11 protein-coding genes are annotated in these 23,677 nt (G+C 72.3%); 9 read left to right on the plus strand and 2 right to left on the minus strand.

What is annotated here, in order from left to right; genetic code table 11:
- The 9 genes from AB0F88_RS37175 to AB0F88_RS37215 form a co-directional block, all read left to right on the plus strand.
- On the plus strand, positions 1-755 hold a 755-nt coding region (locus AB0F88_RS37175), incomplete at its 5' end, for a beta-ketoacyl reductase (RefSeq protein WP_362695472.1).
- A gap of 14 nt (positions 756-769) precedes the next feature.
- Positions 770-1,588, plus strand: coding sequence for a hypothetical protein (locus AB0F88_RS37180; protein ID WP_362695474.1), 819 nt, complete (start codon positions 770-772; stop codon positions 1,586-1,588).
- On the plus strand, positions 1,585-4,668 hold the full coding sequence (locus tag AB0F88_RS37185; protein WP_362695476.1) for an amino acid adenylation domain-containing protein: 3,084 nt from the start codon (positions 1,585-1,587) through the stop codon (positions 4,666-4,668). The genes AB0F88_RS37180 and AB0F88_RS37185 overlap by 4 nt, the downstream gene beginning before the upstream one ends.
- Positions 4,669-4,707: 39 nt before the next feature.
- The gene (locus tag AB0F88_RS37190; protein WP_362695478.1) at positions 4,708-11,070 is read left to right on the plus strand and encodes an amino acid adenylation domain-containing protein; all 6,363 of its coding nucleotides are present in this window, start codon (positions 4,708-4,710) and stop codon (positions 11,068-11,070) included.
- Positions 11,067-16,457, plus strand: coding sequence for an amino acid adenylation domain-containing protein (locus tag AB0F88_RS37195; RefSeq protein ID WP_362695480.1), 5,391 nt, complete (start codon positions 11,067-11,069; stop codon positions 16,455-16,457). Before AB0F88_RS37190 ends, AB0F88_RS37195 begins: the two co-directional genes overlap by 4 nt.
- On the plus strand, positions 16,454-17,527 hold the full coding sequence (locus tag AB0F88_RS37200; RefSeq protein ID WP_362695482.1) for a saccharopine dehydrogenase NADP-binding domain-containing protein: 1,074 nt from the start codon (positions 16,454-16,456) through the stop codon (positions 17,525-17,527). The genes AB0F88_RS37195 and AB0F88_RS37200 overlap by 4 nt, the downstream gene beginning before the upstream one ends.
- Positions 17,524-18,558, plus strand: coding sequence for a Gfo/Idh/MocA family oxidoreductase (locus AB0F88_RS37205; protein ID WP_362695484.1), 1,035 nt, complete (start codon positions 17,524-17,526; stop codon positions 18,556-18,558). The genes AB0F88_RS37200 and AB0F88_RS37205 overlap by 4 nt, the downstream gene beginning before the upstream one ends.
- A complete protein-coding gene (locus AB0F88_RS37210; protein ID WP_362695486.1) occupies positions 18,555-19,295 on the plus strand; it encodes an alpha/beta fold hydrolase in 741 nt (246 codons plus the stop codon). Before AB0F88_RS37205 ends, AB0F88_RS37210 begins: the two co-directional genes overlap by 4 nt.
- Before the next feature lie 63 nt (positions 19,296-19,358).
- Positions 19,359-20,333 (plus strand): methyltransferase, encoded by a 975-nt coding sequence (locus AB0F88_RS37215; RefSeq protein WP_362695488.1) that lies wholly within the window; start codon positions 19,359-19,361, stop codon positions 20,331-20,333.
- A 121-nt stretch (positions 20,334-20,454) separates the two neighbouring features.
- Here AB0F88_RS37215 and AB0F88_RS37220 read toward each other — a convergent pair whose 3' ends face one another.
- Both AB0F88_RS37220 and AB0F88_RS37225 read right to left on the minus strand, forming a co-directional pair.
- Positions 20,455-22,932 (minus strand): PEP/pyruvate-binding domain-containing protein, encoded by a 2,478-nt coding sequence (locus tag AB0F88_RS37220; protein ID WP_362695490.1) that lies wholly within the window; start codon positions 22,930-22,932, stop codon positions 20,455-20,457.
- A 105-nt stretch (positions 22,933-23,037) separates the two neighbouring features.
- Entirely contained in the window at positions 23,038-23,676 is a 639-nt protein-coding gene (locus tag AB0F88_RS37225; protein WP_362695492.1) for a response regulator transcription factor, read from the minus strand.
- Between the last annotated feature and the right edge of the window lies 1 nt (position 23,677).

The following is a 23,677-nucleotide window of genomic DNA, read 5'->3' on the forward strand; positions in this document are numbered from 1 at the left end:
ACCGCCGAGCCCAAGGCCTGGCCGCCACCTCACTGGCCTGGGGACTGTGGGCCTCCGGCGGCATGGCAGGCGACCTCGGCGAAGCCGACCTGCGACGGATGGAACGAGCAGGAGTCAAACCCCTGTCCGTCCCCGACGGGCTCGCACTGCTCGACGCCGCCCTGCGCACCGACCACCCCGCCCTCGTCCCCGCACGATTCACCAAGGCCAGGACCCGCCCGCAGTCCCGCCGTACCCACTCCGCGCAGCCCCTGTCGGAACGCCTGGCCACGATGGACCCGGAGCAGTTGCACGCCACCCTGGCCGATCTCGTCGCGGACCGGGTGGCGGCGGTCCTCGGGTTCGCCGACGGGTCGGCGATCGAACCGCTGCGGCAGTTCCAGGAGCTCGGCTTCGACTCCCTCACCGCGGTCGAGCTGCGCAACCAGCTCGCCGCGGTCACCGGCCTGCGGCTGCCGGCCACGCTCATCTTCGACTACCCGAACCCCGGCGCGCTGACCCAGTTCGTCCTGGAGCAGCTCTTCCCGGCCGTGGCCGCCGCCGAGGCGACCTCGGCGCACAGCGACGCCGAGGTACGCCGGTTCCTGACGACCATCCCCATCTCACGGCTGCGAGAGGCCGGACTGCTGGACAGCCTGTTCCGCCTGGCCCGCCTCGACGACCGCGACGCGAACGACCCGACCGAGGCCGAGGCGATCGACAGCATGGACGCCGACCTCCTGATTCAACTCGCCCTCGAAGGCGGGGGTTCCTAGTCAAGGAAGTGATCATGAATCTGGTAACCACCTGGACGACGCTCAAAGAATCCGACTCGGCAGATCTCGTCCTCTGCATCGACTTCACGGGGACCGGCCGCGCCGAGGCCGGCTTCTCCGACCTGGTCGCCCGGATGGACCTCGACGCGACCTTCTGGCACGTCGTTCCACCGGGGGTGGCGCCCGGCACGGGCGTCGACGGGCCGGGCTACCTCGGCTCGTGGCTCGCGTCGATCATGGCGAGCGGCCGGACCGTCAGCGCGGTCATGGGCTACTGCGTGGGCGCCGTCTACGCGGGGGAGCTCGTCGCCCGGCTCGCCGAGGTGCAGGAGCGGGCGCCCGCGCTCGTCATCTTCGATCCGGAACCCATCACCCTGGAGAACATCTACTTCCAGTTCGGCAAGGTCTTCGACATCCTCTCCTCGATCCTCACCCCGGAGGACGTCGCCGTGACCCGGGAGACCATGGACCGGCTGTTCCAGCAGGAAGGGATCACGATCGAGCGCTACGCCACGCAGCTCTACGACGTCTTCAGCCAGATCGCCCACAACGCCTTCGAGAGGGTGGGGCTCGACGGGGAGTACGCCGAGGAGATGCTCGGCACGTTCAGCGCCTTCCTGTCCTACATGAGCCTGGCCGACCGGTTCGACCCCTGGGGCAACTGGCTGCGGGCCGTCGCGGTGAGCTCGTCCACCTCGCACAACGGGCTGAACAGGCTGCGTGACACCGCCGGCCCGCTGGTGGCCGAGGAACTCAGGTTCGAGGAGAGCCACGCGGAGCTTTTCAGATCCGACGAGGTCGCCCGGGCCGTTACCAAGGTACTGGAGAGATGACCATGAAGCAGATGCTGGGTGAGCGGGCCACGCGCAAGGAACAGGCGCTGTGGATGCTCGAAGAGCTCGTCCCCGGGACCGGGGTGAACAACCTGAGCGTGGCCTTCAGCGTGGCGGGGAGGCTGCGACGCCCGCTCGTCCTGGAGGCGATCAACCGCCTGCTGTACCGCCACGAGATCCTGCGAACGGTCTTCCGCGTCGAGGCCGAGGGAATGACGCGGCAGGTCCTGCCGGTCGAGGAGATCGACCTGCGGATCGAGGAGGGCGGTGACGGAGCCTCACGGCAGTGGCTGACGGGGTTCCTCGCCCGGCCGTTCCAGCCCGAGGGCGAGCCGCTGGTGCGGGCCGCGGTCATCGAGGAGGCGGAGGGCGAGCTCTACTGCCTGGCGATCCACCACGCGGTCTTCGACGGGCTGTCCGCGGCGTTGCTGCTGAACGAGCTCGTCGCGCTCTACAACACCCTGGCCACGGGAGGCGTGCCCGAGTCCGCGGTCGTCCCGGCCTGGGAGGAGCCGGCCGCCGATCCGCGCAGCGCGGACTTCTGGCGCGACAAGCTGGCCGGGTTCAGCGCCGCCGAGCTGGACCTGTGGTGCGAGAAGCCGGAGGCCTCCGAGACCACGCTCGTGGGCGACGTGCTCACCTGGGAGCTCTCTCCCGCCGCCCGCAACGCGGCCCGGCAGATGCAGCGCGAGCTGCGCGCGCCGGAGTCCGTCATCCTCATGGCGGCGTACGGCGTGCTGCTGGCCTCCCACGGCGCGGGCCCCGATCTCACCATCGGCTCGCCCGTCAGCGTCCGCTCACCCGAGGCGGGCCTGGCCATCGGCTACCACATCAACGTCCTCACCCTGCGCACCCGGATCGACTGGACGCAGAGTTTCCGCACGTACGCGCGCCTGACGCGCCGCACGTTCATGGAGGCCATGGCGCACGCCGACTACCCCGTCGACGACATGATGGAGCTCGTCTCGCGCGACGGCTGGCGCAACAACCTCTTCCGCCACACCTTCAACTACATCCCGGCCGACATCGGCGCCGCGTTCGTCCTGGACGGCATGCGGGCCGAGCAGGTGGTCGTCGAGAACGGCTACAGCAAGTTCGACCTGGAGTTCTTCGTCACCTCCACCCCGGAGGCGATCAAGATCAGGACCGCGTTCTGCGTGGACGTGCTCGACAGGACCGACGTGGAGCTGCTGCTGGCCCGCTTCGACGAGATGCTCGTCACGCTCGCGGAACAGCCCGACAGGCCGCTCGGCGAGGCACCCGTCTGGTGCTACCAGGACCGGGCGGCCATCGAGATGGCCAACGCCACGGAACGCAACGTGACGCCCGCGACCGTGCTGGAGATGATCGCCGGGCAGGTGTCGAGCGCGCCCGCCGAGGACACCGCAGCGGTCCTCGACGGCGACCGCCACATCGGCATCCGCCGGCTGTGGGCCGCCGCGGAGGCCACCCGCGACCGGCTGGTGGAGGCCGGGGTCGGCGCGGGCGACGTCGTCGCGCTGCTGGCGCGGCGCGGTCCCGAGCTGGCCGCCGCGGCGATCGGCGTGTGGCTCGCCGGTGCGGCCTACCTGCCGCTCGAACCCGACCACCCCGAGCAGCGCCTCGACTACCAGCTCGGCGACTCCGGCGCCGCGGTGGTCCTCGCCGGAGAGGGGATCATCGTGCCCGGCGACCGTACCGTCCTGCCCCTCGTGGCGGTCGATTCGGTGAGGCCGGTGACCGGGAAGGTGCTGTCGTCCAGCCCCGTCGGGCCGGGAGACCGCGCCTACCTGATCTACACCAGCGGTTCCACCGGGCTGCCCAAGGGGACGCTGATCGACCATCGCGCCCTCGCCAACCTGATCGCGCACTTCGCGCACCAGCTGGCGGTGGGCGCCGACGACACCGTGCTGTGGCTGACCACGTTCAGCTTCGACATCTCCGCCCTGGAGCTGTTCCTGCCCCTGACGTCGGGCGCGCGGCTCGCCGTCGCGCCCGACGACGCCCGCACGCAGGGCGAGCCGCTCGCCGAGGCGCTGCTCCGCCACGACATCTCCATCGTCCAGGCCACGCCGACCACCTGGCGGCTGGTCATCGACCAGGTCGCCGGGCTGCTGGCCGGCCGCCGCGTGCTGTGCGGCGGCGAGCCGATGCCCGCCGTACTGGCCAGGCAGCTCACCGTGACCGGGTGCGAGCTCTACAACGTGTACGGCCCGACCGAGACCACCATCTGGTCCACCGCGGGCCGGATCGATCCCGCCGGTGACCGCGTCGACGTGGGCGTGCCGATCGCGAACACGAAGGTGTACGTGGCCGACCCGCACGGCCGGCCGCTGCCGATCGGAACCCGCGGCGAGCTGTGCATCGCGGGCGACGGGCTGGCCATCGGCTACCACGACCGCCCCGAGCTGACCTCGGAGCGGTTCGGCACGCACGCCTGGTACGGACGTTTCTACCGCACCGGCGACCTGGCCCAGTGGACCGGGGACGGCAAGCTGGAGATCCTCGGCAGGCTCGATCGCCAGATCAAGCTGCGTGGAAACAGGATCGAGCTCGCCGAGGTCGAGGGCGTGCTGCTGACCCACCCGGAGGTCCGGGCGGCGGCGGTCGTGGTCGTCGGCGATCCCAGCGCCGACGCGGTCCTGTGGGCGTTCGTGACGGCTCCGGGGAATCCCAAGGTGACCTCGGAGCTGTGGGAGCACGCCAGCGCGTCGCTTCCCTACTCGGCGACGCCGCAGGAGTACGTCGTCCTGGACTCCTTCCCGATGACCGGCAACGACAAGGTGGACTACCCGGCGCTGCGCCGGCTCGCCACCGAGCTGCGCAGCGTCGCGTCCGGCCCGGAGGAGGCCGACCTCGTGGAGAGCAGCGGCGACGAGCTGACCGACTCGCTGGTCCTGCTGTGGAAGGCGATGCTGAACCGCACCGACCTGGGGCCGGACAGCAACTTCTTCGCCCTGGGCGGGCACTCGCTGCTGGCCGTCAAGCTCCTCCAGGAGGTCAAGCGGGCGACCCAGATCCGGCTCAAGCTCAAGGACATCTTCGAGGAGCCGACGCCCGCGGGTCTGGCCCGCAGGCTGCACGCGACCACCGCCGGCTGAACCCGTCAGACACGATACGAAGATTGGGCTCTCGTTGTGATGGAAGAAACCGCGGTCGCGGCGTTGACGATGGAGTCGATGCGCGCGGACATCGCAGACCAGCTGGGCATCGCCCCCTCCGAGGTCGGTGACGACGCCGACCTGGTCGGCCTGGGCCTGGACTCGCTCCGAGCCATGCGGCTGGCCGGGCGCTGGCGGCGCGCGGGAGCCCGTATCGTCTTCGCCGAGCTGGCGGAGGAGCTCACGCTCACCGCCTGGTGGTCGCTGGTCGGCTCGCGGCTGTCGCCCGCCGTCCCGGCCGAACGGGGGGTGAGCGTGGACGAGACCGCCGCGTTCCCGCTCACCCCCGTACAGCTGGCCTACTGGATCGGCCGCGCGGACGGCCAGGTCATCGGGGGCGTCGGCTGCCACGCCTACCTTGAGTTCGACGGTTTCGGCGTCGACCCGGCGAGGCTGGAACGGGCCGTACGCGCCCTGATCGGCCGGCACGGGATGCTGCGCGCGATCTTCCACGACGACGGTACCCAGCAGATCATGGACACCAGCCCGTGGCCGGGCCTGACCGTGAACGACCTGTCGGAGCTCGGCGAGGACGCCGCCGAGCAGCTGCGGGACCGGCTGTCGCACCGCCGGTTCGACGCCTCCCGCGGCGAGGTCTTCGACGTCCAGCTGTCGCTGCTGCCCGGTGCCCGCTCCAGGGTCCACTTCGAGGTGGACTTCCTGGTCGCCGACGTGCTCGGCCTCCAGATCCTGATGAAGGACCTCGCGCGCCTCTACCTGGACCCCGACCACCCGCCCGCGCCGCTGGCCTGCTCGTTTCCCCGGTATCTCGCGGCGCGCGACGCGGAACGCTCCCGGGAGCACGCCAGGGACCGGGAGTACTGGCTCGGCCGCCTGCCCGACCTGCCCGGCGCGCCGCAACTGCCGCTCGCGCTCGACCCGGGCCGGATCACCCGGCCCCGGTTCGTCCGGCGCGAGAGGTGGCTCTCCCTCGCCGCGTGGCAGCGGGTCCAGGCACAGGCCCGCGCGCACGGGCTCACCCCGGCCATGGTGCTCGTCGCCGCCTACTGCGAGGTCCTCGCCGCCTGGAGCGGCGAGCCGCGTTTCCTCGTCAACGTGCCGCTGTTCGACCGCGACGAGACCGTCCACCCCGACGTGGCCGGCATGGTGGCCGATTTCACCAACCTGATCCTGCTGGCCGCCGACCTGTCCGAGGCGCTGCCGTTCGCGGAGCGCGCCAGGACCCTGCAGGCCAGGTTCCGCGCCGACGCCCGGCACACCGGCTACTCCGGCGTCGAGGTGCTCCGTGACCTCGCCCGCGACGGGGAGCACACCGGAGCGCCGGTCGTCTTCGCCTGCAACCTGGGCACCGAGCTGATCGTCCCCGAGGTCCGCGAGGCGTTCGGCGATCCGGGGTGGATGATCACCCAGACGCCGCAGGTCTGGCTCGACAACCAGATCAACGAGTACGAGCACGGGCTCCACCTGGCGTGGGACGCGGTGGAGGAGCTGTTCGCGCCGGGCGTGCTGGACGCGATGTTCGACGCGTACGGCCGGATGCTGGAGTGGCTGTCGGAGGGCGACTGGTCGGCCCCGGCCCCGGTCGGCCTGCCGATGGAGCAGGAGTTCGTCCGCGAGCAGGTCAACGACACGGCCGGGCCGCTGCCCGAGAGCCTGCTGCACGCGGGCTTCTTCTCCTGGGCCGGGCACGAGCCCGAGCGCACCGCGCTGATCTCCGACGGGAACCGCGTGACCTATGCGGAGCTGGCGGATCGGGCGTTGGGGGTCGCGGGGTTGTTGCGGGGCTGGGGTGTGGTGCCGGGTGACGCGGTGGGGGTGGTGGTTCCCAAGGGTGTGGATCAGGTGGTCGCGGTGCTGGGGGTGCTGGCCGCGGGGGGTGTGTACGTGCCGGTGGGGGTGGATCAGCCGTTTGCCCGCCGGGAGTCGATCCTGGCCCGCGCCGGGGTGGTGCGGGTGCTGACCGAGGAGTCGGTGGCCGAAGCGCTCTTGAGCGAGCGGCTGGCGGGTCCGGTGGGGGTGTCGCCGGACAAAACAGCGTATGTGATCTTCACGTCGGGGTCGACGGGGGTGCCCAAGGGTGTGGAGGTGTCGCATCGGGCGGCGTTGAACACGGTGGTGGACGTCAACGAGCGGTTGGGGGTGGGGTGCGGGGATCGGGTGCTGGCGGTGTCGGCGCTGGATTTCGATCTGTCGGTCTACGACGTGTTCGGGTTGTTGTCGGCAGGCGGCGCGGTGGTGCTGGTCGCCGAGGACGAGCGCAGGGACGCGCAGCGGTGGGCGCAGCTGTGCGTCACGCACGGGGTGACGATCTGGAACAGCGTCCCGACCCTGTTGGAGATGCTGCTGTCGGTCGTCGACCGGGTTCCGCCGCGGTTGCGGGTGGCGCTGGTCTCGGGTGACTGGGTGGGGCTGGATCTGCAGGCGCGGCTGGCGGCCGGCAGCGGCGGCCGGTGTCGCCTGGTGGCGCTGGGCGGTGCGACGGAGGCGGCGATCTGGTCGAACATCTGGGAGGTGGCGCACGTTCCGGCGCACTGGACGTCGGTGCCCTACGGGTTCCCGTTGCGTAACCAGAGGTTTCGGGTGGTCGATGGCCAGGGCCGGGATTGCCCGGACTGGGTGGCCGGGGAGTTGTGGATCGGTGGCGCCGGGGTGGCGTCGGGTTACCGGGGGGATGAGGTGACGACGGCGGCGAAGTTCGTGCGCTACGGCGGGCAGCGCTGGTATCGCACCGGGGACCTGGGCCGCTACTGGGCCGACGGCACGCTGGAGTTCCTGGGCCGCGCCGATCACCAGGTGAAGATCCGGGGTCATCGGTTGGAGCTGGGCGAGGTCGAGGCGGCGCTGGAGGCGTGTCCGTCGGTGAGTCGCGCGGTGGTGGTCGCGGTGGGCGAGCGCCGCCAGCGCCGCCTGGCCGCGTTCGTCACCCCCGCGACCGCCGATCCGGACCAGATCCGCGCCTTCCTGACCGACCGCCTCCCCGCCCACGCCATCCCCCCGACCGTCACCCCGCTGGACGAGCTTCCCCTCACCCCCAACGGAAAGATCAGCAGATCCGCCCTCGTCTCCCTCGCGGAGGACACGTCGGTGATCGAGGCGGGGGAGGCGCCCGCCGGGGCGGCCGAGATCCTGCTCGCCGAGATCTGGGCCGGGCTGCTCGACCTGCCCGGGGTGCACCGCGCGGACAACTTCTTCGCTCTCGGCGGCGACTCGCTGCTCGCCACCCGTATGATCGCGCGGCTGCGGTCGGCGGGCGTCACCGACGCCAGGCTGACCCTGCTGTTCGACTCGCCGGTGCTCGCCGACTTCGCCGCGACCCTCACCCTGGACGAGACGCTCGTGCCCGCCAAGGTGCTGGGCGCCGACCTCGAACACCGCCACGATCCGTTCCCGCCGACAGAGGTGCAGCGCGCCTACTGGCTCGGCCGCGCCGAGCACTTCACGCTCGGTGGCGTCGGCTGCCACTTCTACACCGAGTTCGACGGCGACATCGACCTCGACCGGCTGCAGGCCGCGTGGAACCTGCTGATCGAGCGGCACGAGATGCTGCGCGCCGTCTTCGACGAGGGAGGGTTCCAGCGCATCCTGCCCGAGGTGCCGCGCTTCACGATCGCGATGGTCGACAGTGCCGAGCAGCTGCGCGATCAGATGTCGCACCAGGTGTTCGACCCGGCCACCTGGCCGCTGTTCGACGCGCGGGCCGCGCGACACGAGGGCCGCGTCCGGCTGGGAGTCGGCTTCGACAACATCATCATCGACGCGTTGAGCACGATGGTCTTCTTCGCCGAACTCGACCTGCTCTACCACGACCCCGCCACCGTGCTCCCGCCGCTGGAGGTGTCGTTCCGCGACTACGTGCTCGGACTCACCCCCGATCGCGCGGTCTTCGAAGCGGCCAAGGAGTACTGGGGTCACCGCCTGCCCGAACTGCCGCCCGCGCCACGGCTGCCGCTGCGCGTCGACCCGGCCATGATCGACCGGCCCAGGTTCGTCCGCCGCGAGGTCAGGATGGACGCCGAACGCTGGAGCCGCGTCTCCGAACTGGCCAGGAAGCACGACCTGACCGCCTCCACGGTGCTGGCGGCCGCCTTCGGCGAGATCCTCTCCGCCTGGAGCGCCCAGCCGGAGCTGACGCTCAACCTCACGCTGTTCGACCGGCGCGAGGTGCACCCCGACATCCACCGCGTCCTCGGCGACTTCACCTCGCTGATGCTCGTCGGCTACCGGTCGGGATCCGGCTGGCTGGAGGGCGCGCGCCGGCTGCAGGAGGAGGTCTGGCGGGGCCTGGAGCACGGCGAGGTCTCGGCCGTGTGGGTGATGCGCGAGCTGGCCAGGCGGGCCGACTCGATCGAGATGACCATGCCCGTGGTGTTCACCAGCATGCTCGGCGTCGCCGACGGCGGCGGGCTCGGGCCCTCCTTCGCCGAGCAGGTCTGGGGGGTGTCGCAGACCCCGCAGGTCTGGCTGGACTACCAGGTGGCGGAGGTCGACGGCGAGCTGCTCGTCCGCTGGGACGCGGTGGAGGAGCTGTTCGCGCCGGGCGTGCTGGACGCGATGTTCGACACGCATCTGAACCTGCTGCGGTGGCTGTCGGAGGGCGACTGGTCGGCCCCGGCCCCCGTCGGCCTGCCGATGGAGCAGGAGCTCGTCCGCCGGCGCGCCAACGACACCGAGGGTCCCGTGCCGGACGGCACCCTGCACGGCGCGTTCTTCACCCGCGCCTTCAGCGAGCCGCACCTGCCCGCGCTGATCTCCGACGCCGTCACGGTCACGTACGGGGAGCTGGCGGATCGGGCGTTGGGGGTCGCAGGGTTGTTGCGGGGCTGGGGTGTGGTGCCGGGTGACGCGGTGGGGGTGGTGGTTCCCAAGGGTGTGGATCAGGTGGTCGCGGTGCTGGGGGTGCTGGCCGCGGGGGGTGTGTACGTGCCGGTGGGGGTGGATCAGCCCGCTGCCCGCCGGGAGTCGATCCTGTCGCGCGCCGGGGTGGTGCGGGTGCTGACCGAGGAGTCGGTGGCCGAAGCGCTCTTGAGCGAGCGGCTGGCGGGTCCGGTGGGGGTGTCGCCGGACGCGGTGGCGTATGTGATCTTCACGTCGGGGTCGACGGGGGTGCCCAAGGGTGTGGAGGTCTCGCATCGGGCGGCGTTGAACACGGTGGTGGACGTCAACGAGCGGCTGGGGGTGGGGTGCGGGGATCGGGTGCTGGCGGTGTCGGCGCTGGATTTCGATCTGTCGGTCTACGACGTGTTCGGGTTGTTGTCGGCGGGCGGCGCGGTGGTGCTGGTCGCCGAGGACGAGCGCAGGGACGCGCAGCGGTGGGCGCAGCTGTGCGTCACGCACGGGGTGACGATCTGGAACAGCGTCCCGACCCTGCTGGAGATGCTGCTGTCAGCCGTCGACCGGGTTCCGCCGCGGTTGCGGGTGGCGCTGGTGTCGGGCGACTGGGTGGGGCTGGATCTGCAGGCGCGGCTGGCGGCCGGCAGCGGCGGCCGGTGTCGCCTGGTGGCGCTGGGCGGTGCGACGGAGGCGGCGATCTGGTCGAACATCTGGGAGGTGGCGCACGTTCCGGCGCACTGGACGTCGGTGCCCTACGGGTTCCCGTTGCGTAACCAGAGGTTTCGGGTGGTCGATGGCCAGGGCCGGGATTGTCCGGACTGGGTGGCCGGGGAGTTGTGGATCGGTGGCGCCGGGGTGGCGTCGGGTTACCGGGGGGATGAGGTGACGACGGCGGCGAAGTTCGTGCGCTACGGCGGGCAGCGCTGGTATCGCACCGGGGACCTGGGCCGCTACTGGGCCGACGGCACCCTGGAGTTCCTGGGCCGCGCCGATCACCAGGTGAAGATCCGAGGTCATCGGCTGGAGCTGGGCGAGGTCGAGGCGGCGCTGGAGGCGTGTCCGTCGGTGAGTCGCGCGGTGGTGGTCGCGGTGGGCGAGCGCCGCCAGCGCCGCCTGGCCGCGTTCGTCACCCCCGCCACCGCCGATCCGGACCAGATCCGCGCCTTCCTGACCGACCGCCTCCCCGCCCACGCCATCCCGCCCACCATCACCCCGCTGGACGAGCTCCCCCTCACCCCCAACGGAAAGATCGACAGATCCGCCCTCACCACCACTCTCGAACCCCCACCCGACGACGATCCGCCTCGGCCGGGAACGGAACAGCGGCTCGCCGAGATCTGGGCGGAACTCCTGGAGATCCCGGCACCGGGCCGCAACCAGAGCTTCTTCACCCTGGGGGGCGACTCGCTGCTCGCCACCCGCTTCGCAGAGGTCGCCAGGCGGCGGCTCGGCGTGGAGGTGACCCTGCGGCGCTTCTTCGCCGCCCCCACCATCGCGGACTGCGCCCTGTCCATCGACGACGACCATGACACGGAAGAGGGCGTGCTGTGACCCAGGCCCAGGCACCTGCCGTACGCGAACTGATCGCCGACATGGAGTCGGCGGGGATCAGACTGTGGGAGGAGGAGGGGCGGCTCAGGTTCCGCGCCCCCAAGGGGGCGTTGACCGAGGACCGGCGCGCGGTCCTGCTGAACGCCAAACCGGAGATCATCGAGCAGCTGCGCCGCGAGACCGCGTCGGAGACCGTACGGCCGGAGCCGGAACGGCGCCTGGACCCCTTCCCGCTCACCGACGTCCAGCAGGCCTACCTGGTGGGCCGCAACGACGCGTTCGGCTACGGCGGCGTCGCCTGCCACGGCTACGTCGAGGTCGCCTTCGCCGAGCTCGACGCGGACCGCGTCCAGGCCGCCTGGCGGACCCTGATCGGCCGCCACGACATGCTCCGCGCCGTGATCCATCCCGACGGCCACCAGAACGTCCAGGCGGAGGTCCCCGACTACGACATCCGGGTGACCGATCTTCGCGGCACCGACCCCGAGGAGAGCCTCGCCGCGATCCGCGAGGAGATGGCGCACAAGGTCTACCCTCCGGGCGCCTGGCCGCTGTTCGAGCTGCGGATCACCCACACCGACGGCGCGGCCCTGCTGCACGCCTCGATCGACCTGCTCATCGCCGACTACGTCAGCATCCAGCTGCTGCTCGCCGAGCTGCACCTGTTGCTCGACGACCCGGACACCGTCCTGCCGCCGGTGCCGCTGAGCTTTCGCGACTGCGTGCTCGGCCTGCGCTCCCAGCGCGAGAGCAGCCGGTACGACCGGGACCGCGCCTACTGGTGGGCCAGGATCGACGACCTGCCCCCCGCCCCCGAACTGCCCGCGCTCGGCCAGGACGCGGGCGCCAGGTTCACCCGCTGGGAGGCCACGCTGGAACCGCGGGAGTGGGCGCTGCTCCGCGCCCGCGCGAGCGCGGCGGGCATCACCCCCTCGCAGGCCGTGCTGGCCGCCTACGCCGAGGTCATCGGGCGATGGAGCCGCAGGCCCGGGTTCACGCTCAACCTGACGCTGCTCGACCGCCCGCCGCTGCACCCGCAGATCGACGAGGTCGTGGGCGACTTCACCTCGCTCAACCTCCTCGCCGTCGACACCTCGCCGGACGCCCCGTTCGCCGCCCGCGCCACCGCCATCGGCCGGCAGCTCTTCACCGACCTGGAACACCGCCGCTGCGGCGGCATGGAGGTGATCCGCGAGCTGGCCCGCAAGCGGGGCAGGGCCGCCGCCCTGATGCCCGTGGTGTTCACCAGCGCCATCGGCATCGGCCAGGACGAGGCCGAGCACGGCATGCCGGTGTACGGCATCAGCCAGACCCCCCAGGTGTGGGTCGACTGCCAGGTCAAGGAGTACGGCGGAGCGCTGCTGACCAACTGGGACGTCCGCGAGGGAGTGTTCCCCGACGGTCTCGTGGACGACATGTTCGCCGCGTTCACCGACCTCCTCGGCCGCCTGACCAGGGAGGAGACCTGGGCGTCCGCGTCTCCCGTGGAGCTGCCCGAGATCCAGAGGCGCCGCCGCGACCACGTCAACGACACCGTCGCGCCGCTCCCGTACGGCCTGCTGCACGACGAGGTCGTGGCCCAGGCGGGGCGCACCCCCGAACGGGTCGCCGTCGTCGGCGACCGCTCGCTGACCTACGGCGAGTTGCTGGCACGGGCGTCGGGGGTGTCGCGGGCGTTGCGCGAGGCGGGGCACGCACCGGGCGAGATCGTCGCCGTGGTGATGGACAAGGGCGTCGAGCAGGTCGTGGCGGTGCTGGGCACGCTGCTGGCCGGCGGCGTGTACCTCCCGGTCGACACCGGCCAGCCGCCGGGCAGGCGCGACCGCATCCTCGCCGACGCCTCGGCGCGGCTGGTGCTCACCCAGTCCTGGCGGGCCGAGGACGGCTGGATCGCGGTCGACACCCTGCCGCCCGCGCCCCCGGGCCCGGCGATCGAGCGGCATCCGGACGAGCCCGCCTACGTCATCTACACCTCCGGCTCGACCGGGACGCCCAAGGGCGTGGTGATCAGCCACCGGGCGGCGCGCAACACCGTCGACGACATCGGCGCCCGCTTCGGCATCGGCGCCGGGGACCGCGTGCTCGGCCTGGCCAACCTCGGCTTCGACCTGTCGGTCTACGACATCTTCGGCCCCCTCGCCACCGGCGCCGCCCTCGTGCTGCCCGACGCCCTGCGCCGGGGAGACCCCTCCCACTGGGCCGGGCTCGTCGCCGAGCACGGGGTCACGGTCTGGAACTCGGTGCCCGCGCAGCTGCAGATGCTGGAGCACTACCTCGAGGCCGAATCCCAGGTGGAGCTGCCCACGCTGCGGCTCGCCCTGCTCTCCGGCGACTGGATCCCGGTGGCGCTGCCCGGCCGGATCCGGCGGCGGCTGCCCGGCCTGGAACTGGTCAGCCTCGGCGGGGCGACCGAGGCCGCGATCTGGTCGATCTACCACCCCATCGGCGAGGACCTGCCCGGCTGGGCCAGCATCCCCTACGGCAGGCCGCTGGCCAACCAGAGCTTCCACGTCTACGACGCGAGCATGCGGCCGAGCCCCGACTGGGTGCCCGGAGAGCTGTACATCGGCGGCGCCGGCGTGGCGCTGGGCTATCTCGGCGACGAGGCGAAGACCGCCGAGCGGTTCGTCCACCATCGCGGCGAGCGCCTCTACCGCACCGGCGACCTCGGCCGGTACCGGCCGGACGGGAACATCGAGTTCCTCGGCAGGGAGGACTCCCAGGTCAAGATCCGGGGCCACCGCATCGAGCTGGCCGAGGTCGAGACCCAGCTGCAGGCCCACCCGGCCGTCGCCGCCGGCACCGTGATCGTCGACGGCGACCGCGGGCTCGACCGGCGGCTGATCGCCTTCGCGCAGGCCGCACACAGGCAGCAGGCCGTCCCCGGACAGGAGGAGGACGCCGTACCGGACGTCGGCGCGGCGGCGAGGGACGCGGCGGACGCGGCGACCGCCGGCGTCGACCTGCCACGGGTGATCGCGGTGGCCGAGACGCTCGACGAGATCGCGCTCGCGTCGATGGCGGCCGCGCTGCGCGCCTCGGGGCTGTTCACCTTCGAGGAAGACGCGTACGAGGCGGCCGAGATCCTGGAGACCGCGCGGGTCGGGCCCGACCACCACCGGCTGGTCCGCCGCTGGCTCACCGCGCTGTGCGAGCACGGCCTGCTCGACCACGACCCGGCGGGCCGGTACCGGAACCTGCGTACCGGCGCCGACCTGGACGCGCTCTGGCGCCGGGTCGGCGAGCTGGCGGACGGGCTCGACTACGGCGCCGAGCTGATCGGCTTCCTGCGCGTCAGCACCACGCACCTGCCCGAGCTGATGCGCGGCGAACTCGACGCGCGCGATCTGCTGTTCCCCGAGGCGGGGGTGGAGACGGCCGAGGGCGCCTACAAGGACAACGTCCTCAGCCGCTACGTCAACCGCGTCGTCCGGGCCGTGATCGGCCGCGTGGCGGAGGAGCACGCCGGCGGGCCGCTGCGCGTGCTGGAGGCCGGCGCGGGCGTGGGCGGCACCAGCGCCGAGCTCATCCCCGAACTGGCCGGCCACCGGGTCGACTACCTCTTCACCGACCTGTCCAGGTTCTTCCTCACCCGGGCGGCCGAGCGGTTCGCCGGCCACCCCTGGGTGCGCTACGGCCTGTTCGACATCAACGCCGACTACCGCGACCAGGGCTACGAGCCCAACTCCTTCGAGGTCATCCTCTGCGCCAACGTCCTGCACAACGCCCACGACGCGGGCGTGGTCCTGGACAGGTTCCGCGAGCTGCTCGTGCCGGGCGGCTGGCTGGTGTTCATCGAGACCACCCGGGAGCACGTGCAGATCATGAGCTCGATGGAGTTCCTGATGAGCCCGCGCGACTACGACGACGTGCGGCGCGGCCGCGACCGCACGTTCATCACCCGCGAGGAGTGGCTCGGCCTGCTGGCCGCGGCCGGGGCGGAGACCCTGGCCTGCCTGCCCGAGCCCGCCGACCCGCTGGCGCCGCTGGGCCAGAGCGTCTTCGCCGCCCGCTTCCCCGCCGACCGCGAGCACGTCGACCTCGCCGAGCTGCGGGCCTTCCTGGCCGAACGGCTGCCCGACTACATGATCCCGTCCCACATCCAGGTGGTCGACGAGCTGCCGCTGACCGACAACGGCAAGATCGACAGAACCACGCTGGCCACCCTGCTCCCGCGGACCGCGGGGGAGGCGGCACCCGAGGGCGAGGAGCCGCGCGACGACCTCGAACAGCGGCTCGCGGCGCTCTGGGCGGAGCTGCTCGGCCTCCCGCGCGTCGGCCGCGACCAGGACTTCTTCGCCCTGGGCGGCGACTCCCTGCTGGTCACCCGGCTGGCCGGGCGGGTCCGCGAGGAGCTGCCCGAGGCGGGCAACTTCTACTGGGACAGCCTCGTCCGCCAGCTGGTCAACCAGCCGACCGTCGCCGCGCTGGCCGCCCACCTCCGCCAGGCGCGCGAGGACCGCGACCACGGGCTGACCCGCACGCACGCCAGCTCGCTGGTGCGCCTGTCGGAGGGCGAGGGGACGGCCCGCGTGCTGGTCCACGACGGCACCGGGACCCTCACCCCCTACCGGGCCCTGGCCGCGGAACTCGCCGGCACGCCGCTGCTCGGCCTCGCGATCGACGACGCCGAACGCTACCTGGAGCTGGACCCCGACACGGCGGCCGAGACGCTGGCCGGATCCTACGCGCGGCTCCTGCTCAAGGAGGGCGTGACGCGCGTGCGCATCGTCGGCTACTGCATGGGCGGGCTGATCGCCACCGAGCTCGCCCGCCAGCTCACCGAGAGCGGCGCGGTCGTCGAGGACCTCACCGTCATCAGCAGCTCGCGGTTCCCCTACCGGATCACCGACGAGCTCATGCTGGAGTACGGCTTCGCCCAGGCGTGCGGCGTCGACCCGGTCCGGCTCGGCTACCCCGGCGGGGACCTGGCCAGGGCGCTGCACGCCGTCCAGGAGGGCTCGCCGGGACAGGTGCCCGAGGGAGGCCTGGCCGCGCTCGCGGACGACCCCGACCCCGGGCTCGCGGAGGTCGGCCGCCGCTTCGCCACGCTCGCCCTGCCCCCGCACCGGGAACGGCTCGCCGCCCTCGCCCGCGAGCTGGGGCAGCCGCCCGAGCGGGTGGAGCTCGCCCACCGGGTGTTCAGGCAGAGCTTCGCGGCCGTCACCCACTACGACCCCGAGCCCTACGCCGGTGACATCACGTTCCTGCGCCAGCGCGGCGTCACCAACGTCGTGCCGACCCTCCAGGACGACATGACCGGATTCTGGCGGGAACTCTGCCTGGGCCGGCTCACCGTCATCGACGTGGCGGGCGACCACTTCAGCTGTCTCGACCAGGCGCACGCCCCGGGCGTGGCCCGGCTGATCACCGGCGGCTCGGCATGATCGGGATCGTCGGAGGGTACGGCGCGGTCGGCGGTGCGGCGGCGCGGCTGCTCGCCGGCCGTGGCGTCGGCGGCGTCCGTGTCGGCGGGCGCGACCTGGAGGCGGCCCGCCGCTTCGTCGACGAGGAGCTGGGCGGCCGCGGCGAGGCCTGGCAGGTGGACGCCTACGACGAGGCCGCCCTGGCCAGGTTCTGCCGGGGCTGCACGGTCGTGGTCAACTGCGCCGGCCCTTCCTACCTGCTGCTCGACCGGGTGGCGCGCGCCGCGTTCCTCGCCGGGGCCGACTACGTGGACGCCGCGGGCGACGGCCCGGCGTTCTCCGGGCTCGCGAGCACGGGCACGGCGGACGCGACGGCGGTGCTCTCGGCCGGGATGCTGCCCGGCCTCACCGGACTGCTGCCGCGCCATCTCGCGCGGTTCGCCGGAGCCGGCCCGCACCGGCTCGACGTGTACACCGGCGGCCTCGACCGGCTCACCCCCGCCGCCGCCGGGGACGTCCTGCTCAGCGGCAGGGGAGATCACGGCGAGGCGCTGGCCGCCTGGCGCGGCGGCGCCACGGTCTCGCGGGCGCTGTCCCCGGCGTACGGCGTCGAGCTGCCCTACTTCCACGGACCGGTCACCGCCTACCCCTTCCTCGGCACCGAGGCGGCGCGGGTGGCCGGGGAACTGGGGCTGGAGGAGGCGCGCTGGTACAACGTCATCACCGGCGACCGCGTCATGGCCGCGATGAGCGCGGCGGTCTCGGCGGCCGACCTGATGCGCGTGGCCGAGCTGGAACTGGCCGGGCGCACCCCGTACTACGTCCTGCTCTTCCAGCTCAGCGGCCCCGACACCACCCGCACGATGGCGCTGCGGGTGGACGACTCCTACGAGCTCACCGCCGCGGTCGTGGCGCACGCGACGGAGGCCGTGCTGCGGGGCGACGTCGAGGCCGGTCTCCACCACGCCGACGCGGTGCTCGACCCCGCCAGGATGCTGGCCGACCTGGAACCCGTGGCCAAGATCGAGATCTCCGACGACATCCCGAGGATCGACCTGGCCGCGCCGGCGTTCGAGGAGGGCGCGCTGTGAAGCGGGTCGTGGTCTGCGGGACGAAATTCGGCCAGGTCTACCTGTCGGCCCTGGCGGACGGGCCGTTCGAGCTGACGGGCATCCTGGCCCGCGGGAGCGCCCGGTCCGCCGGATACGCCAGGGCGTACGGCGTGCCGCTGCTCACCGATCCCGACCAGGTGCCCGACCTGGCCGACCTGGCCTGCGTCGTCGTGCGTTCCGGGGTCGTCGGGGGAGAGGGCAGCGAGCTGGCCGGGGCGCTCCTGGCCCGCGGCGTCCACGTGCTCCAGGAGCACCCCCTGCACGCGGACGAGCTGGCCCGGTGCCTGCGCACCGCGCGGGCCGCCTCGGCGGTCCACCACGTGAACACGCTCTACGTGCACCTGGAGCCGGTGCGTCGGTTCATCGACGCCGCCCGCCGGCTGTGCGAGCTCCAGCGGCCCCTCTACGTCGACGCCGCCTGCAGCGTCCACGTCGCCTACGCCCTGTTCGACATCCTCGGCCGCGCGCTCGGCGGGCTGCGGCCGTGGACGTTCGGCCCGGTGGCGCAGGGGACGCCGTTCAGCTGCCTCACCGGCACGATCGGCGGCGTGCCGCTGACCCTGCGGGTGCAGAACCAGATCGCCCCCAACGACCCCGACGCCCACCTGCACCTGCTGCACCGCATCACGCTCGGCACGGAGGGCGGCAACCTCACGCTGGTCAACACGCACGGGCCGATGGTGTGGAGCCCCCGCATGTACGTCGGCCGCGACGCCGACGACCGCTTCGCCCTCGGGGAGGATCATCTCCGCCTGCCGAGCGCTACGCTCCTCGGACCGGAACAGGCACCGACATTTCAGGAAATCGTCGGATCACTGTGGCCGAGCGGTGTCCGGCGCGCGCTGACCGACCTGCGCCAGGCCGCGGAGGAAGCCGTCGACCCGATGCGGCAGGGCCAGTACTACCTGACGCTCAGCCGCCTCTGGCTGGACGCCACCGCGGCGATCGGCCGTCCCGAACTACTGGTCCAGGACGCCCCCCGCCCCCTTTCCGCAGCGGAGATTTTATGAGCTGGTTCCACTGCTACGACCCCAGGCCGCGGTCGGGACTGCGGCTGTTCTGCTTCCCGCACGCCGGCGGCTCGGCGAACTTCTACCGGTCCTGGCACCACACCCTGCCGCCGGCCGTCGAGGTGCGCGCCGTGCAGTATCCGGGACGCGCCGACCGGCGCGCCGACTCGCTGATCGACGACGCCCACCACATCGCCAAGCTCGTCACCGACGCGATGGCGCCCCTCCTCGACCGGCCGGTCGCGCTGTTCGGGCACAGCATGGGAGCCCTGATCGCCTACGAGGTGGCGCGCGAGCTGGAGGCGCGCGGCCGGGGCGTGGTGCACCTGTTCGCCTCCGGGCGGCACGCGCCGCACGACCACCGGACGGGCGACGCCCACACCACCGACGACGACCTGATCTCCGACCTGGTACGCCTCGGCGGCGTGGAGGAGGAGCACCTGGCGGATCCGGTGATCAGGGAGCTGACGTTGCCGGTGGTCCGCAACGACTACCGGGTCGACGAGACCTACCGGCACCGTCCGGGCGGCCCGCTGCACTGCCCCGTCACCGCGATCCTCGGCGACCGCGATCCCGAGGTGACCCCGGAACAGGCCGCGCGGTGGAGCGAACTGACCCGCGACCGGTTCGCCGCCCGCGTGCTGGACGGCGATCACTTCTACCTCGTGCCACGGCGGACGGACGTGGTCGCCCACGTGCTCCGTACCGTCTCCATGGCCTGGCCCTCCACACCGTAGGAAACACCTTGACTTCCTCCCCGCGGCTGGAGCCGGGGGATTCCACGCCGGAGGTATTCGATGATGGAACACGAGCTCATGAGGATCCTCACCGGCGGATGGGTGGCGGAGGCGACCTTCGCCGCCGTCCGGCTCGGGGTCGCCGACACGATCGCGGAACGCCGCCTGTTCCCCTGTGAGATCGCGGAAACGGTCGGCGCGCACCCCGGCGCGCTCGGCCGCCTGCTCCGCCTGCTGGCGGGGGTCGGCCTGGTCGACACCGACGAGGACGGCAGGTACGGCCTCACCCCGATGGGCGCCCTGCTGGGCCGCGACGAGCTGGGCCCGCTCGCCGCGCTCTACGGCGAGGACTACTTCGGCGCCGCGTGGCGCGGGCTGCCGCACACCCTGCGCACCGGTGAGACGGCCTTCGAGCACGTCTTCGGCAAGCCCGTCTTCGCGCACCTGACGGGCCATCCCGGCAGGGCCTCCGTCTTCAACGCCGGCATGGCGGCGGGCGCCGCGTTCTTCCGCGAGGTCCCCATGGCGCACGACTTCTCCGGCGCCCGGACCGTGGTGGACCTGGCGGGCGGCACCGGCGCCCTGCTCGGCACCATCCTGCGGGACCACCCGGAGGCCCGGGGAATCCTGTTCGACGTGCCCGGGGTCGTCGCGAAGGCGCCCGCCCACCTGGACCGGATGGAGGTGCTGGACCGGTGCGAGCTGGTCGGCGGCGACCTGTTCGAGTCCGTCCCGGAGGGCGGGGACGTCTACCTGCTCTCCCGCATCCTGCACGACTGGGACGACGACCGGTGCGTCCGGCTGCTGCGCAACTGCGCCGGGGCGATGGAGACGGGGGCGGAACTACTGATCATCGAACGCGTCGTCTCCGCCGACAGTCACCTGCCGCTCGCCTACGACCTGCACATGATGGTGATGACCGGCGGGCGGGAGCGGACCGAGGAGGAGTACCGGACGCTGCTGGAGAGCGCGGACCTGATCCCCGGCAAGCTGGTCGAGCTCCCGCTCGGGATGCGGATGCTCACCGCGACCCGCTGATCCTCCGAGACGGCAGGGAGGACGATCCGGCGACAAGCCCACAGAGAGGGCCTAGGTAAGACAGCAGGGAAGACACGAGAAGGCCGCGGTCCCGACGGGACCGCGGCCTTCTCCGCGCCGGTCAGACCACCGCCGGCACCCGGACGACCTCGACGCTGCCCTGGCCGCCGTCGACCCGGATCAGGTCGCCGTCCCGGATCAGCATGGTGGCGTTCCTGGTGCCGACGACGGCCGGGATGCCCAGCTCGCGCGCCACGATGGCCGCGTGCGACAGCGGCGCGCCGACGTCGGTGACCACCGCGGCGGCGCGCGGGAACAGCAGCGTCCAGCCCACGTTGGTCACGGTCGTCACCAGGATCTCGCCCTCCGCGAGCCGGTCGCCGTCCGCCACGGAGGAGATCACCCGGGCGATGCCCTCGACCACGCCCGCCGCGCCGGGGAAGCCGCTGATGGTCTGCGAGGGGGGCGCCACCGTCGCGCCGGCGTCGAACACGTCGCCGCGGCGGTTCGGGTCGGCCGCCCAGCGCTCCGGATCGAATCGGCCGCGGATGATGCCCGGGTACGGCGGGAGCGACCTGTACAGCTCGTAGGTCGCCCGGCGCTTGGCCACCTGCGAGAGCGGGCGGCGCGAACCGCGCAGCACGTCCAGGATCTCCTCGATCGTCAGGAAGAACAGGTCGTCGCCGTACCCGGTCACCTCGCCGGCCCGCACGACGAAGCCGCGCACCATCCAGAAGCCGCGCATCATCTCCGAGCGGGTCTCCTCGCGGGCGCGGACGATCTCCTCCCAGCGGTCGATCTTGCGGCGGAACTTCTCGGCCTGCCTCGGATACCGCTCGCGGAACCTGCGCCAGGCGGCGTCGCTCGCCTCGTCCTGGCGGGTCAGCAGCTCGGTCGGGTCGACCGTGAGCCCGGCGATCTGCCTGTCGAGCCAGGCGGGGTCCTCGACCGGCCGGGCCACGGAGACCTCGAACTCGTCCGGGCCCCGGTGGCCGTACTTGCGGACGTACTCCTCGCGGGAGATCTCGCCGCGCTTGAACCGCGCCAGGCCGAGCAGCGGGCCGAGGCTCTCCAGCCGGCCGTCCGCGGCCTGGATCCCGGACATCAGCACGGCGGCGTCGGCCTCCCCGACGAGCTTGGTCAGCTGCGAGCCGAGGTAGATGAGCGAACCGGCGTCCTGGCGGGCGGCGGCGGCGAGCATGCGGTTGCACTCGCGGAACCTCGGCTCCACCTCGCTCTCCCAGAGCGCGGCGAGGTCCGCGCCGGTGGCGGTCCCGGCGATCCTGGTACGGATGGCCTCGGTGGTCCGGGGCGCGGACGCGACGTACTCGGGGATCCCGCCCACGAGCTGCTGGATGGCGCGGCGGCCTCCCAGCAGCGGCTTGGCCGCCTTGAGGGTCTGCCACCGCGACATCGGCAGCAGCGGCGTCTCGACCCCCTCCGGCAGCCGCCCGTACACCGGCTCCTGGGTGTCCCTGATCTTCTTGGTCATGCCCAGGGCCCTGCCGAGCGAGGCGGTCAGGCTCATGTTCATGTAGACCCGGCCGCCGATGTTGCCGCACTGGGGGTGGCCGCCGAGGTGCCCGGCGACCATGATCTCGCTGATGAACGCCTGCACGAGCGACCAGGTGCACGGTGTCATCACGCTGGGGATCGCCTCGCCCAGGTTGCCGTTGGTCCACAGGTAGTCGCCCTTGAGCGAGTCGTTCCACACCTCGCGCTGCCCGGTGATGGGCCTGGCCTGAAGGATGTACGGCCGGCCCTCGTGGACGGCCCACTCGACGTCGACGGCGTGGCCGTACAGCTCCTCGATCGCCATCCCCAGCTCGGCGAGCCGTACGGCCTGCGCCCGCGACAGCACGGGCAGGTCGCGCCCGGTCTCCGGCACCGGCACCTCGCGGGTGCCCTCGGGTACGCGGACGGTCATCACGGTCTTGGCCGCGATGTGCTCCTCGACGATCGTGTGGTCGGCGCGGTCGAGCGTGATCGTGTCGGGCGTGACCAGCCCGCCGACGATCGCCTCGCCCAGCCCCCACGCGGCGTTAATGCTCAGGTGATCGCGGTCCTCGGTGAACATCACGCCCGCCGCGTCGGCGGGCACGAGCTCCTGGACGACGACGGCGAGGGCCACCTCGTCGTGGGGGACGCCGTTGCGCTCGCGGTAGGCGATGGCCCGCTCGGTCCACAGCGAGGCCCAGCAGCGCCTGACCGCGTCCAGGACCCGCTCGGCGCCGCTGATGTTGAGGTAGGTGTCCTGCTGCCCCGCGAACGACATCCCGGGCAGATCCTCGGCGGTCGCCGACGATCGTACGGCCACCGCCGGCTCGTCACCCATCTCGCGGTAGGCGGCCCGGATGTCGTCGGCGATGTCCCGCGGCATCTCGTGGGCGGCGAACAGGGCGGCGGTCTCCGCCGCGTCGCAGGACAGGATCCGTTCCCGCAGGTCGTGATGGGTCACGAAGGCGCGGTAGGCGGCGGTGGTGACGTGGAAGCCCGGTGGAACCGGCAGCCCGGCCCGAGCCAGGCGGGCGAGGGACTCGCCCTTGCCTCCGACGGTCGCCAGCTCGGTACGAGGGTCAGCCAGCGCAAGCGTGTTCATGGACCATCTCCATTCGTCCCGGGGGTGTCCACTCGCATGAACAGGGCAGACACGTTCACGCTACGGAGCACCGGCCGGGACGGCCCACCCCTAGGCGCCCTTAAGTCAGGTCTCGGAGGCCCGTTTGAGCAGCCCGGTCTCGTAGGCCGTCGCCACCGCCGCGGCCCGGTCGTTCACGCCGAGTTTGGAGAAGATGTGCAGCAGGTGCGTCTTGACCGTCGCCTCGGTGATGAACAGCTTCGCGGCGGCCTCGCGATTGGTGGCGCCGCGGGCGATCAGCCCGAGCACCTCGAGCTCTCGCCGGCTCAGCGTCTGCTGTTCGGGCGCGCGCACCTTCTGCATGAGCAGTCCTGCCACGGTGGGGGACAGCACCGTCTCGCCGCGGGCGGCCGCCTGCGCGGCGCGGAGCAGCTCGACGCGCGGGGTGTCCTTGAGCAGGTAGCCGGTGGCGCCCTGCTCGATGGCGGGCAGCACGTCCGCGTCGTTGTCGAACGTGGTCAGGACCAGCACCTTGATGTCCGGTGTCTGCTGGCGCAGGCGGCGGATCAGCTCGGTGCCGCTCATCTTCGGCATCCGCAGGTCCATCAGCACGAGATCGGGGTTGGTCTGGCGTGTCAGGACGAGAGCCTCCGGCCCGTCGGCCGCCTCGCCGACGACCTCGAAGGCCTCGTCGGTGGAGAAGATCTCGCGCAACCCGTCGCGGACGACCGGGTGATCGTCCACGACGATGATACGAATCGGCATG

The sequence above is a fragment of the Streptosporangium sp. NPDC023963 genome (assembly GCF_040639135.1).
Classification (GTDB): Bacteria; Actinomycetota; Actinomycetes; order Streptosporangiales; family Streptosporangiaceae; genus Streptosporangium.